The following is a 14941-nucleotide window of genomic DNA, read 5'->3' on the forward strand; positions in this document are numbered from 1 at the left end:
CTATCGGCGGTTTCCGTGCCTAGGATTCCCGGGTGCTGATACGCCGAAGGCTCCACCGTGCCGCCGCTCCCGCCGTCGTCCTTTCCGGGCTCGTCCTCCTCTCCGGGTGCACCTCGCCCGTGGACGGCGGGCGGGAGGCGTCCGGCGGGGCCACGCCCGCCGGGCGGGTCGCGAGTCCCTTCGGGAATCCGGACGGGACGAAGCCGGGGCTCGCGCCGGTGACGGCGGAGGGGGAGCGGGCGCGGGCGCGGGAGCTCATCGGGGGGCTGGCCACCAAGGGGCGGGGGGCGCGCACGGGGTACGCGCGGGAGGAGTTCGGGCACGCGTGGCTGGACAAGGCGGACGGCGTGCCGTTCGCGCGCAACGGCTGCGACACCCGCAACGACCTGCTCCGCCGCGACGGCCGCGAGGTGCGCTTCCGGGACGGTTCGGACTGTGTGGTCGTGGCGATGACGCTGGACGACCCGTACACGGGCACCACCATCGACTGGCGCAAGCAGAAGGCCGCCGAGGTCCAGATCGACCATGTCGTGCCGCTCTCGTACGCCTGGCAGATGGGCGCCTCCCGCTGGACGGACGCGAAGCGGAAGCGGCTCGCCAACGACCCGTTGAACCTGCTCCCGGTCCAGGGCCGGGCCAACTCCGCGAAGGGCGACTCCGGTCCGGCCTCCTGGCTGCCGCCGGCCAAGGGGGTCCGCTGCGCCTACGCGGTGCGGTTCGCGCAGGTGGCGGAGAAGTACGAGCTGGCGGTGACCGGGCCCGACCGGACGGCGATGCTGCGGCAGTGCGGCGGCTGAACGGGCCCGTCCGATAATCGGTTGGCGTGGTGTCGGGAGGTCTTTAACCTGCGGGGCATGGACCACGAACTGAAGATCACCACGCTTGCCGAGCGGCCCGAGCTCGAAGGGCCGATGTGGTCCATGAAGGACCTCTGGCCCGAGTTCATGATGTACGACCCGGTCGGCTGGTCCCACATGGGCCGGATCGTGCGGGAGTTCCCCGAGTACGTGCTCGTGGCCACCGACCCGGACGGCACGGTCGTCGCCCGCGGCTTCAGCGTGCCGTTCCGGCTCGACGCGGTCGGGCGGCGGACGCTGCCCGACCGGGGCTGGGACGAGGTGCTGCTGTGGGCCTTCTCCGACCTGCGGCACGGGAAGACGCCGGACACGGTGAGCGCCGTCGAGATCACCGTCGACACCGGCGCCCTCGGGCGCGGGATCTCGCACCGGATGCTCGCCGCGATGCGGGAGAACGCGCGCCGGCTCGGCTACGCCGAACTGGTCGCGCCGGTCCGGCCCAACGGCAAGCACCTGGAGCCCGGGGCCTCCATCCACGAGTACGCCGTCCGCACCCGGGAGGCCGACGGGCTGCCGCACGACCCGTGGCTGCGGGTGCACGTCCGCGCCGGTGGCCGGATCGAGGCGGTCGCGCCCGCGTCGATGACGGTCTCGGGCTCCCTGGAGCAGTGGCGGGCGTGGACGGGGCTCCCCTTCGACACGGACGGCCCGGTCGAGGTGCCGGGCGCGCTCGTGCCCGTCCACTGCGAGGCCGCGCGCGGCTACGCGGTCTACGTCGAGCCCAACGTGTGGGTGCGGCACGCGGTCCCGGCCGCGTGATCCGGGGCGGGGGAGCCGCCCCCGCGGGGTGATCTTCGGGGCGGGCGCTGTACCGTACGGCGTCCCCGTCGTACGCGTGTGCAACGCACCGCGCGCCCGCCACCGTGAGAGGTCCCGACCGTGAACCAGCCCGTCGTCCTGGAGAAGGGCGCCGTCCCGCGCCGCGAGGGGCCGCCCCGGCTGCCCGCCCGGGCGGCGCTGGCCGCCGTGCCGGTGTTCAGCCTCGGCGTCCTCGGCTGGGTGCCCGCCCTCGTGCTCGCCCTGTACCGGGGGACCCGCGCGGACTGGCTGGCCGCGCTCCTCTTCACGGCGGTCTCGGTCGGCTGGTGCTTCCAGGTCGCGCTGACCCCCGTCGACACCTCCGGCGGCGCCTTCCTGCTCGACGTGCTGCTGCTCGCCGTCTCCACGGTGGGCGCGGCCGTGCACGTCCTGCTGGCGCGCGGGAAGGGACGGACCGCGTGAAGACCAGGCGTACGTGGCGCACCCGCGACCGGCGGACGGAGACCCGCTCCACCACTCCCGACGTGCTCGCGGCGGCGGCCGGGCTGCTGCGCGGCCGGGCCGGCTGGGCGGTCGCCTCGGTCCTCGTGGTGCTGCTCGGGCTGCTCGCGGCCCGGCTGGTCTCGGGCGCCCTCGACGACGACGGGGGCACGCCCCCGGACACCCGGGCCCGGGCCTACGAGGACCGGGACGCCTGCCTCCTGACGGACGAGCGGGGCATCGTGTCCGGCGGGCCCGCCGCGCCCCTGTGGGAGGGCATGCAGCGCGCGTCCGCGGACGGGCGGGTGCGGGTGACGTACGTGCCGGTGATGGGGGAGCGTACGGTGGCGAACGCGCGCCCGTTCCTCAACGGCCTGGTGCAGCGCGACTGCGAGATCGTCGTGGCCTCGGGCCCGGCGCAGGTGACGGCGGCGACGGAGGCCGCGGCGAAGAACGGCGGGGTCCGGTTCGTCGTGGTCGGCGAGGGTTCCGCTTCCGGTGAGGTGCCGGAGAACGTGACGCGGATCGCGGCGGGCGAGAAGGCCGGCGGCGAGGTCGAGGCGGCCGTGGCGCGGCTCGCGCGCGAGGACTGACCTGGCCGGCGGGGGACAGAACCACGTCAAGCGGACCTTCCTTCTCCACTTTCTAAAGGCAAAGTAAAAAGAGGACCCCTGCGTCACGTCTGCGATCGGCCATCAGGAAAGCTCGCGAGGCTTTGTAAGCAATCCGTAAGTAAAGGCCGACCCATGAAGATACGCCGGGTCCGTGGCCCTCGCCTCTTTCCGCCAGGCCGAACTGGCAGACGCAGGCTGAGGGCTACGGCTCTTTCCACGCTCATCGCGTTCTTCCTCATGCTCACCACCGAGACGGCGATGGCCACCGGAGCCGTCCTCGAACCGGTGCGCATGCCCGAGATGTCCCTCTCGGGCCTGTGGAAGTGGCTGAAGAGCGACGATCCCCTCGACACCCCCGACCAGCAGGGCGGCACCGCCCGCGGCAAGAGTCACAAGGCCTCCTCCGACGCCACCAGCGAGGACGGCGGCGCCGGACGCAAGCCCGGCAAGGGCAAGGGCCAGCTCGCGCCCTTCGAGCGCGAGACCGCCGACCCCGCCGAGACCCGCACCGGCAAGGCGCCGGGCGACGCCGAGAGCTTCGACGAGCGCACCAGCAGGCGCGACGCCAAGAAGTCCACGGCCACCTCGGACTACTACGTCAACGCCGACGGCTCCACCAGCGTCCGCCACTACACCGGCCGGACCAACTTCAAGACCGCCGACGGCACCTGGAAGCCGATCGACACGACCCTGACCGAGGACAAGGACGGCCGCCTCCAGCAGACGGCCAACTCCCTCGACGTCGAGTTCGCGCCGACCGCCGCCGACAAGGCGCTGGCCTCCGTCGACTTCGGCAAGGGCCGCACCCTGGCCTACGCCCTGCGGGACGCGGCGAAGACCGCGCCCGTCGTCGACGGGAACGGCACCGTCACCTACGCCGGCGTCCTCCCCGACACCGACGTGCAGCTCGTGCCGCTCGCCGAGGGCTTCAAGGAGAACGTCGTCCTGCGCTCCCCGCGGGCCGCGAACTCCTGGACCTTCCCCCTCGACGTGAAGGGCCTCACCCCGCGCGTCACCGCCGACGGCGACGTCGAGTTCACCGACGCCGACGGGAAGGTCGCCGCGACCATCCCGCACGCGTACATGGAGGACTCCAAGATCGACCCGCGCTCCGGCGACGCCGCCCAGTCGCGGAACGTCACCTACGAGCTCACCACCGTCGACGGCAAGCCGGCCCTGCGGATGACCGCCGACCGCGCCTGGCTCGACGACCCGGCGCGCGTCTACCCGGTGACCGTCGACCCGACGATCACCGCGTCGAACTCGACGTACACGCAGAACACCATCGGCGGGGACCACTCCACCGAGACCCAGATCAAGGTCGGCTCGTACGACGCGGGCACGAACAAGACCAACTCGTTCCTGCAGTTCAGCACCCTCGGCAGCACGCTCGCCGGGCAGCGGGTCACCGCCGCCAGCCTGAACGTGTACGCCCTGTGGTCCTCGACCTGCTCCGCCCAGTCGTTCTCCGTCCACCCGATCACCCAGTCGTGGACGCCGTCCGGGGTCACCTCGTACCCCGGCCCGTCCTTCGGCTCGGCGATCGGCTCGGCCACCCCGGCGCCCGGAGCCTCCTGCTCCAACACCTCGGCCTCGACGAGCGTCGGCGTCAAGATGCCGGTGACGCTGTCGACCACCTGGTTCAACAACGTCGCCGCGGGCGCGGCCAACTACGGCCTCGCGCTCACCGCGCCGACCAACGACAACCTGCACTGGAAGAAGTTCCACTCGGACAACTCGGCGACCGCCGGCTACCGCCCGGCGCTGGTCCTGACCTACACGCCGAACACGGCGCCGCAGATCAACGCCCAGTACCCGCCGGCGAACTTCCAGGCCAACACCCTCCAGCCGGAGCTGCTGGTCTACGCGAGCGACGCCGACAAGGGCCCGAACCCGCTCTCGTACACCTTCGAGGTCTACAACGACGCCGGCGCCCTGGTGGCGACCTCCGGCGCGATCGCGAAGAGCAGCTGGAAGGTGCCCGCGGGCAAGCTGAAGTGGTCGGAGACCTACGACTGGTACGTGGAGGCCAGTGACGGCATGGCGGCCGTCGTGGAGAGCAGCCGCTTCACCACGGCCGTGCCGCAGCCGCCGGTCACCTCCGGCCTGTCGATGAACACCGACGGCCACGAGTTCGACCCCTCGGACGGCAACTACACGACCGAGGACACCGACGCCGACGTGCCGGTCATCGGCCCGTCGCTGGAGATCGACCGCTCCTACAACAGCCTCGACCCGCGCGTGGACTCCGCGTTCGGCGCCGGCTGGTCGACGATCGCCGACATGAAGGCCGTCGAGGTCAAGGACGGCGCCGGGACGCTCACCAGCGTCATCATCACCTATCCGGGTGGTGAGCAGGTCGCCTTCGGCCGCAACTCCGACGGCACCTTCGTGCCCCCGCTGGGCCGCTACGCCCGCCTCGCGGCGGTCACCGGCGGCTACGCGCTCACGGACAAGGACTTCACGGAGTACGCCTTCAAGCAGGCGACCGCGAAGGCCGGCACCTACGCCCTGAGCACCATCAAGGACTACGCGGGCCGCACGGAGACCTTCACCTACGACGCGAACAAGCGCCTGACGAGGATCACCAACGTCACGTCCAAGCGGAACCTGGGCCTCACCTGGTACCAGCCCGCCGGCGCGACCGCCTGGCACGTCCAGACCGTCTCCACCGACCAGGCCACCGTCGGGGACCCGAACTCGGTCCAGACCTGGCAGTACACCCACACCGGTGACCAGCTCACCAAGGTGTGCCCGCCGGCCGACTGGTCGAAGTGCACCACCTACGCCTACGCGACCGGCAACCACTACCGCACCACGGTCCTGGACGCCGACCCGTTCGCGTACTGGCGCCTCGGCGAGACCTCCGGCACGGTGGCGAAGGACGCCATCGACGCCAACCAGGGCCAGTACAACGGCACGTACAAGAACGTGACGCTGGGCGGCACCGGCCCCCTCGCCGGCTCCACCCAGAAGGCCGCGACCTTCAACGGCACCACCTCGTACGTCGAGATGCCGTCCGCGCCGGGCGCCACGCCCTCGTACACGACGGTGTCGCTGTGGTTCAGGACGACCACCGCCGGCGGCGTCCTCTTCTACTACGGCGACAAGCCGCTGAGCGACCCCGACCCGGTCGCCAACACCACGAAGAACACCCCCGCGGTGTACGTCGGCATGGACGGCAAGCTGCGCGGCTGCCTGGCGATGTCGCCCGGCTGCATGACGACGATCACCTCCACGCCGACCGTCACCGACGGGCAGTGGCACAACGCCGTCCTGACCGGTGTCGCCAACAGCCAGACGCTGTACCTCGACGGCGCCGCCGTCGGCTCCCTCTCGGGCACCATCAACGACTGGGTGCAGCCCTACGTCTCGCTCGGCGCCGGTGTGAACACCGACGGCTGGCCGTCGATGAACCCGAACGACAAGCTCGGGCACTTCAACGGTCAGATGGCCGAGGTGGCGATCTACTCCGAGCCGCTGTCGGCCGGCGTGATCTCCACGCAGTACCAGACCGCCAAGCGGTCCGCCGGACTGCTCCAGAAGATCACCACGCCCGGCCTGAAGACCCAGGCGTCGGTCGTCTACGACACCACCGACGACCGCGTCCTCCAGGCCACCGACGGCAACGGCGGCACCTGGAAGCTCAACCCGCCGACCATCACCGGCTCGTCCCAGGTCTACCGCTCCGCCGTCATGGGCTCCGCCCCGGCCGGCTACTGGCGCCTGGACGACACCCAGGGCGCGGCGCAGGCCGCGAACCAGGTGAACACCGGATTCGGCACGTACAACAACGTCGTCCAGGGCGCGCAGGGCCCGTTCGGCGCGGACGACGTGAGCGCGGCGACCTTCGACGGCTCGACCTCCTTCGTCGAGCTGCCGTACGGCCCGCTGCACGCCAAGGCCGACCGCTCGGTCGAGCTGTGGTTCAAGACGGCCAAGCCGGGCGTCATCATGAGCGACCAGAGCGTCGCCCCGAACAACCCCGGTGGCGTCACCGGCAGCTGGAGCGACCTGCTCTACGTCGGTGCCGACAACAAGCTGCACGGCCACTGGTGGTCGAGCACCTGCAACGGCAACGCCACCCTCGGCTCCACGGGCACGGTGACGGACTCCAAGTGGCACCACGCCGTCCTGTCCGCCGCGGGCACCACCCAGACGCTGTATCTGGACGGCGTCAAGCAGGGCACCTGCACCGGAGCGCCGAACGACCAGACGACGTCCCGGACGTTCGTCGGCGCCGGCTTCTCCAAGTGGTACAGCTCCCCGGGGGACGTCTCCTTCTTCACCGGCTCCCTCGCCGAGGTCGCGGTCCACGCCAAGGGCCTGACCGACGCGGACGTGGCCGCCCACTGGTCCGCCTACAAGGCCTCCTCCGGCATCGCGCCGGTGAAGACCGTCAAGCTGACCGACCCGACGGACAAGACCCTCACCTACGTGTACGACGCCGAGATGGGCAACCGCCTGCTCGCCGCGATCGACACCGGGGGCGCCCGCACCACCTACGGGTACGACACCGGCGGCTTCCTGCACACCGTCACGGACGCCAACGGCAACCGCTCGATCACCGGCCACGACGTGCGCGGCAACGCGGTCTCCCAGACCACCTGCCAGAACACCGCGGCCAACAAGTGCTCGACGGAGTACTACACCTACTACCCGGATGCGACCACGGCCTTCCCGCCGATGGACCTGCGCAACGACCTGCTCCTCACCGAGCGCGACGGCCGTTCCTCGGGCCCGACGGACAACGCGTACCTGACCAGCTACAGCTACGACACCGGCGGCAACCTGCTGTCGGTGACCACGCCCCCCGTGGCCGGCCACCCCAACGGCCGGACCGCGACGACCACGTACACCACCGCCACCACCCCGGCGGCGGAGGGCGGCACGGCCGTCGCGCCGGCGGGCCTCGTGGCGGAGGTCGTCACGCCGGGCGGCCGGAAGACCACGTACACCTACTACGCCAACGGCGACCTGGCCCGGATCACCGACGCCAACGGCGCCAAGGTCGAGTACACGTACGACAACCTGGGCCGTCGGATCTCCAAGAAGGAGATCTCGGACGCGCACCCGGCCGGTCTCGTCACGAGCCAGACGTACGACAAGAACGACCAGGTCCTCACCGAGACGACACCGGCGGTCACCAACCGGGTCACCGGCGCGAAGCACCAGGCGCGGACCACCACGGCCTACGACCCCGACGGCAACATCCTGTCGCAGTCGGTCGCGGACCTCACCGGCGGTGACGCGGCACGCGTCACGTCGATGACGTACGACGCCCACAACCAGCTGGCGAGCCGGACGGACCCGGGCGGCGACACCACGTCGTTCGAGTACGACGCCTACGGCAACAAGGTGAAGGAGACCGACCCCGCGGGGACGGTCAACACCTACACCTACGACGGCGAGCAGCGACCGCTCACCACCAGCCTGCTCAACTACACCGGCGACCCGTACAACCCCTCGCCGCCGACCACCCTCGTCCAGGAGTCCCGGGCCTACGACCCGGCCGGCCGCCTCGCGTCGATCACCGACCCGATGGGCTGGCAGACGGCGTACACCTACACCGACGACGGCCTGTCGGCCACCGTGGTCCGCAAGGACCCCGCGACCGGCAAGTCCTTCACGGAGCAGGCGAACACCTACGACGCCGCCGGCAACCTGATCGAGCAGATCACCAACGACGGGCAGACCCGCACCACCTTCACGGTGGACGCGGCCGACCGCACCGTCTCCGAGGTCCTCGACCCGGGCGGCCTCGCCCGGACCACGCAGACCGGCTACGACCCGGACGACAACGTGGTGACCGAGACGGACCGCGACCCGGCGACGGGTGACGTGTCCACCACGGACACCCGGTACGACGCCCTGGGCAACATCACCGGCACCACCGTCCACGACGGCACCACGGCCCCGGTGGCCCGCTACAAGCTGGACGAGACCACGGGCTTCGGCCTCGCGGACTCCTCCGGCGCGAACAACACCGGCAGCCACGGCACCGGCATGCACTGGAACACCGACCGGGGCGGCAGCGCCGTCTTCGACGGCAACGCCGACTCGTGGGCGCAGACCAGCGGCCCGGTGGTGAACACCAACGGCAGCTTCACGGTCTCCGCCTGGGTCAAGCTGGGCTCCACGGCCGCCAACCGGACCTTCGTCGCGCAGGACGGCAAGGAGGCCTCCGGCTTCCAGCTGTACTACTCGACCGGCTTCGGCTGGACCTTCAACCGGCACGCCACCGACACCTACGCCCCGGACATCGTGCGGGTCTCGTCGGGCACCGCCGCCGTCACCACCAACACCTGGACCCACCTCGTCGGCGTCTACGACCAGGCGAGCTCCAAGCTGCGCCTGTACGTGAACGGCGTCGAGACCGGCACGGCCGCCACCTTCGGCACGCCGTGGGAGGCCACCGGCCCCCTCCAGATCGGCCGCCGCTGGTACAAGGGCGCGTACGGGGAGAACCACCTCGGCGGCCTGGACGACGTCCAGGTCTACTCCGAGGCCCTCACCCCGGCGCAGGTCACCGCGCTCAAGGGCGGCACCCTGCCGGCCGCGGGCAGCTCGGTCCGCACGACGAGCTGGAAGCTGGACCAGCGGGGTCTGCCGGTGTCCCAGACGGACACCGCGGGCAACGTCACCGACTACGGGTACGACGAGTTCGGCCAGCAGACGTCGGTCACCGAGCCGGCCGTGATGGCGGAGCAGAACGGCGGGACCCCGGTCTCCGTCCGGCCCGTCACGATGACCGGCTACAACACCTTCGGCGAGCCGACGGAGTCCTCGGACCCGCTCGGCAACGTGGTGACGACGGCGTACGACGCCGAGGGCCAGGAGTCCTCGATCACCACGCCGGAGTACCTCGCGCCCGGTGCCACCGCACCGATCACGGCCACGTCCTACAACGAGTACAACAAGCTCGGGCAGGTCACGGCCGAGGTCGACCCGCTCGGCAACCGCACCACGTACGCGTACACGCAGCTGGGCGACCTGGCCTCGGTCACCGAGCCCGGCGGCGGCACCACCAAGTACACCTACGACGCCAACGGCGACCAGCTGTCGGCCACCCGTCCGAACGGCGCCCGCCAGGAGTCGACCTACGACTACCTGGGCCGCGAGCTGACCAGCACGGACATCGTGCGCCAGCCCACGCAGCGGGCCTACACGGCGATCAACGAGTACAACGCGCCGGGCGGCGAGCTGTCCCGCGTGGTCTCGCCGCAGGGCGTCGCGGAGTCGTACAAGTACAACGCCGTGGGTGAGGTCACCGAGGTCACGGACAGCGCGGGCAAGGTCTCGCGCTTCACCTACGACATGGACGGCCAGCCGCTCACGGTCACCGAGCCCGACGGCACCGGCACCCGCAACACGTACGACGGTTACGGCCAGCTGGTGAAGACGGAGGACCTGGACGCGACGGGTGCCGTGCTGCGCACGGCCCGGACCGGTTACGACCGGGCCGGGAACATGGTCTCGGCGACCGACCACCGCGGTCACACCAAGACCTTCACGTACGACGCCTCGGGTCTGATCACCAAGGTCGTCGAGCCGGTCTCCGCGACCGAGTCGATCACCACGACCTACGGGTACGACGCGGCGGGCAACCGGACCCGCTTCACCGACGGACGGGGCAACCCGTTCCTGACGACGTACAACACGTGGGGTCTGCCGGAGAACCAGATCGAGCCGTCGACCCCGGCGCATCCGGCCCTCGCGGACCGGACGTTCACGGCCGTCTACGACGGCGGCGGCCGGATCAAGGAGTCGCGTTCCCCGGGCGGGGTCACGGTCTCCTTCGCGTACGACGTGAAGAGCCGCCTGGTCCGCCAGTCGGGTACGGGTGCGGAGGCCACCACGGCCGACCACACGTACAGCTACGACGCCGACGACCGGCTCACGGAGGTCGCGGGGCTCGGCACGGAGAAGAACACCTTCTCCTACGACGACCGCGGTCTGCTCCTGTCGGCGAACGGCCCGTCGGGCGCCTCGTCCTTCGCGTACGACGGTGACGGCGGGATGACCTCCCGCACCGACGCCTCGGGCACGTCGACCTTCGGCTACGACACCGCCGGGCGTCTGAAGACGCTCAACGACGGTGCCACCGGCTCGACGGCGACGTACGGCTACGACGTCAACAGCAACGTGACGTCGATCGACTACGGCACGGGCAAGGCGAAGCGCAGCCTCGGCTACGACAAGCTCGAACGCCCGGTCAGCGACACGCTGACCTCGCCGACGGGCAAGACGCTCGCGTCCTTCACCTACGGGTGGGACGCGAACGACAACCTGACGTCGAAGACGACGACGGGTCTCACCGGCTCGACGGCCAACACGTACACGTACGACTGGGCCGACCGCGTCACGTCCTGGAACAACGGGACGACGACCGAGGCCTACGGCTACGACGCGTCCGGCAACCGGACCCGGGTGGGTGGCGACACCTACACCTACGACGCCCGGAACCGGCTCACGTCGGACGGCCACAGCGCCTACACGTACACCGCGCGCGGCACGCTGAGCTCGGTGACGGACGAGGCCAGCCGCGTCACGAACATGAAGGTGGACGCCTTCAACCGGGTGATCCAGGAGGGCAACCGCACCTACGCCTACGACGGTCTCGACCGGATCCTCAACGCCAAGGACGAGACGGGCAGCGCGCTCTACTCGTTCCAGTACGCGGGCGCCGGCAACGACGTGGCCTCGGACGGCGTCACGTCCTACAGCCGCGACGCGGCGGGCGGCCTGGTCGGCGTGAAGACGGCGGCCTCGGCGGTCCTCGCCCTGACGGACCTGCACACCGACGTGGTGGCGCAGTTCACCACCACGGGCGAGGCGCTCACCGGTTCCACGACGTACAGCCCCTTCGGCAAGGTCCTCCAGACCGCCGGAATGGCGGGTGCGCTCGGCTACCAGTCCGGCTGGACCGACCCGGCCACGGCCAAGGTCAACATGGCCGCGCGCTGGTACTCGCCGGAGACCGGCCAGTTCAACAGCCGCGACACCGTCGGCCTCGACGGGATCCCCAGCTCGATCACGGCGAACCGGTACGCGTACGCGGACGGCAACCCGATGACGGGCATGGACCCGACCGGCCACTGGCCGAGCTGGGCCGACAAGATCGTCAAGAAGGTCAAGAAGAAGGTCAAGAAGACCGTCAAGTCGGCCTACAAGAAGGTCAAGAAGGCCGTCAAGAAGGTCGCCAAGGTCGTCAAGAAGGCCGCCAAGAAGGTCAAGCGGGCCGTCAAGAAGGTGGTGAAGCGCGCCAAGCGGGCGGTGAGAAAGGCCGTCCGGTACGTCGCCGACAGCGTCAAGAAGGTCAAGAGATACGTCAAGCGCGTCTACAAGCGCGTGAAACGTGTCGCCCACAAGGTCGTCAAGCACGTCAAGAAGGCGGTCCGGAAGGTCGCCAAGGCCGTCAAGCACGTCGCCAAGAAGGTGGTCAAGGCAGCCAAGAAGGTGGGCCGGGCCGTCAAGAAGGCGGCGAAGGCGACAGCCAACTTCGTCAAGCAGCACGCCTCGACCATCGCCTCGGTGGCCACCGGCATCGCCGTCTTCGCGGGCTGCACCGCGATCACGGCCGGTGTGGGTGCCGTCGGCTGCGCCGCCCTCGCGGGCGCGGCGGCCAACGGCGTCGGCTACATGATGAGCGACGGTCCGAAGTCGGTCGGCGGCTTCCTCGGCGCGGTCGCCATCGGCGCCGTGACCGGCGCGGCCGGCGGCGTCGGCGGACGTCTCGCGGCGAGCGCCGCGGGCAAGCTGCTCTCCGGCACGGCCGGCAAGATCGCGACAAACGTCGCGGAGAGCGCCGGCGAGGAGGCCCTGACCGGGGCCGTCGAGTACGGCACCTCGTGCGTCAACAGCGAAGAGGGCTGCTCGGTCGCCGGCGCCGCGAAGGCGGCGACGATCGGCGCGGTCATGGGCGGCGCGTTCGGAGCCAAGGGCAAGGGCAACGGCCGGAAGTCGAAGGACTCCCCGTCCTCCGACGGCGCCTCGGGCGGTGGCTGCCCGATCCGGCGCGGCACCACGCCGCACAGCTTCACCGCGGCGACGCCGGTCCTCATGGCCGACGGCACGACCAAGAAGATCTCCGAGGTCAAGGCGGGCGACAAGGTCCTCACGGCCGAGCCCGGCAAGAAGACCAAGGAGGTCCACGAGGTCAAGCAGGTGATCGTCACCAAGACCGACCGCGACTACGTCGACGTCTCCATCGCGACGAAGTCCGGCCGGAAGACGATCCAGACCACCGAGCACCACCAGTTCTACGAGTCCACCCGCGACGCCTGGACGCAGGCGGGCGACCTCCAGGTCGGCCAGAAGCTCCAGAACGGCGAGGGCGCCCCGGCGGCGATCGTCGAGGTCAAGTCGTACAAGGCCGACCGGACCACGTACGACCTGAGCATCGAGGGCCTGCACACGTACTTCGTGTTCGCGGGCGACGTGGTCGTGGCCGCGGACCCGGGCGACGCGGTGCTGGTGCACAACTGCGGTGGTTCGCAGCGCGGGCACTCGACCACCTGTGAGTGCAACCCGGAGAATCCGCGGAGCGAGGTCACGCTCGACGCCGACTCCTTCGAGCAGGCGAGGAACATGGGCTTGGACATCGTGGGCCGGATCGACAACGGTTCGCGGAAGACTCTGCGGGGCCGTCTGGAGATCGCCGTCGAGACCTTCGGCAAGGTGACCGGGTTCACCGGACGCAGCGACGGAGACTACCGAGAGTTCCGGTTGGACGTCGACAAGAAGAAGGGCGCGCACATCAACGTCATGACGGGCAGGGGAGCGGCGGTGCGCAAGTACGCGATCCGCTGGCCGTCCGCGACGGTCGCCCCCTGGCTCAGGAAGCTGCAGAGATGACAGAGAGCAACGCATACGGAAGCCGGCCGGAGTACCTGCCGGACTTCATGAACGACGCACGGGACGAGGACGGCCGCCAGGTCGTGCGACTGGACCGTGCCGAGAGCAGGGAGCTGGAGGCGGTGACCCTGAACAGGTTCCCGGCCGCCTCCGGTGACGTCCTCGACTTCGACGCCGCCTCGTACGACGACCGCCTGTGGTGGGACGACGAGGAGCACTGGGCGAGGATGGCGGCGGAGCTGCTCTCCCCGTACGTGCGGAGCGAGGAGCGGGTGGCCGTCCTGTGGGGCAACCTGGTGATGCCGACCGTGACGATGCCCGCCGGTGTCGCGGTGCGGCACGCGCGGGACATCCTGGACGCCGGGCCGCACTTCTGGATCCACCCGTTGGGGAGTTCCGTCCTCATCGAGTGCCTGATGGACGGGCAGGTGACGGTCGCGACGATCCCGTCGGCCTAGCCGGCTGAACGGCGATGCCCCCGGGGGTTCTCCTCCGGGGGCATCGCCGTTTCCGCGCCCGCTCAGCCCGTCTTCGTCCAGTCCCCGCAGTCCGCCGTCTTGAAGTAGGCGTCCTTCGCGGTGATCTTGACGACGGCGGTGCCCGTGACGTTGTCGTTCGCGAGGATCGAGTCGACGCCGTGGCTCGCGTCCTTCGACCGCTCCCAGTAGCACTCCGCGTCCTTGTTGCCGGTGGACTTGTACGTGCCGGGGGCGATGTCGACGCCGACCTTGAGCATGCCGGCGGAGCCCTTGACGGTGGTGCCGGAGGGGGTGCCGGCGGCCTGGGGGTCGACGGCCTCCCAGGTGCCGCAGCTCGTGGACTTGAAGAGCTTGTCGGAGGCCTTGATCTCGACGTAGGCCGTGCCGGTCACGTTGTCGTTCGCGAGGATCGAGTCGGCCTCGCCGCTCGCGTCCTTGGCCCGCTCCCAGTAGCACTCCGCGTCCTTGTTGCCCGTCGAGCGGTAGAGGCCCGGCTTCACGTCGGAGCCGACCTCGAAGTCGCCGTCGCCGTCCACGGTGGCGGCCTTCGGCTTCTCGGGGGCCTTGGACTCCGGGGCCTCGGACTCCGGGGCCTTGTCACCGGAGGCGGCCGGTGACGCGGACTTCGCCTCGGGGGTCTTGGTGTCCTCGCCGCCGCCCCCGCCCACCGCCGCGCCGATGGCGACGACGACCACGACCGCGCCGGCCGCGGTGAGGACCTTGTGGCGGGCGAACCAGTTGCGCTGCTGCGTCTGCGACTTCGACATGACTGTGAACACCTTTCGGGTGCCGAGGAGGATTCCTGTGGACTCCGTGCTTCGATGACGTAATCACAGCAGAGCTTGTGAACCGAGTCAACCGTGTTCACGAGTTTCGGATCGACTCACACCGTGAA

General features: G+C 70.4%; 7 protein-coding genes. 6 read left to right on the forward strand and 1 reads right to left on the reverse strand.

Annotated features, from left to right (window positions below; genetic code table 11):
• The first annotated feature begins 119 nt into the window (after positions 1-119).
• From HHL19_RS30295 to HHL19_RS30320, 6 genes are all read left to right on the forward strand, one after another.
• Positions 120-797 (forward strand): HNH endonuclease family protein, encoded by a 678-nt coding sequence (locus tag HHL19_RS30295; RefSeq protein WP_346768472.1) that lies wholly within the window; start codon positions 120-122, stop codon positions 795-797.
• Positions 798-854: 57 nt separating this feature from the next.
• Positions 855-1616, forward strand: a complete 762-nt coding sequence (locus tag HHL19_RS30300) for an N-acetyltransferase (RefSeq protein WP_169093570.1) — start codon at positions 855-857, stop codon at positions 1614-1616.
• A 120-nt stretch (positions 1617-1736) separates the two neighbouring features.
• Positions 1737-2078, forward strand: coding sequence for a hypothetical protein (locus HHL19_RS30305; RefSeq protein ID WP_169093571.1), 342 nt, complete (start codon positions 1737-1739; stop codon positions 2076-2078).
• On the forward strand, positions 2075-2689 hold the full coding sequence (locus HHL19_RS30310) for a BMP family ABC transporter substrate-binding protein (RefSeq protein WP_240981972.1): 615 nt from the start codon (positions 2075-2077) through the stop codon (positions 2687-2689). The genes HHL19_RS30305 and HHL19_RS30310 overlap by 4 nt, the downstream gene beginning before the upstream one ends.
• 258 nt (positions 2690-2947) lie before the next feature.
• On the forward strand, positions 2948-13567 hold the full coding sequence (locus tag HHL19_RS30315; RefSeq protein WP_240981973.1) for a LamG-like jellyroll fold domain-containing protein: 10620 nt from the start codon (positions 2948-2950) through the stop codon (positions 13565-13567).
• Positions 13564-14025, forward strand: coding sequence for a hypothetical protein (locus tag HHL19_RS30320; RefSeq protein WP_169093572.1), 462 nt, complete (start codon positions 13564-13566; stop codon positions 14023-14025). The genes HHL19_RS30315 and HHL19_RS30320 overlap by 4 nt, the downstream gene beginning before the upstream one ends.
• A gap of 62 nt (positions 14026-14087) precedes the next feature.
• On the opposite strand, the gene HHL19_RS30325 is transcribed toward HHL19_RS30320, so the two are convergent.
• A complete protein-coding gene (locus HHL19_RS30325; RefSeq protein ID WP_169093573.1) occupies positions 14088-14813 on the reverse strand; it encodes a hypothetical protein in 726 nt (241 codons plus the stop codon).
• Between the last annotated feature and the right edge of the window lie 128 nt (positions 14814-14941).

The sequence above is a fragment of the Streptomyces sp. R302 genome (assembly GCF_012927245.1).
GTDB lineage: Bacteria > Actinomycetota > Actinomycetes > Streptomycetales > Streptomycetaceae > Streptomyces.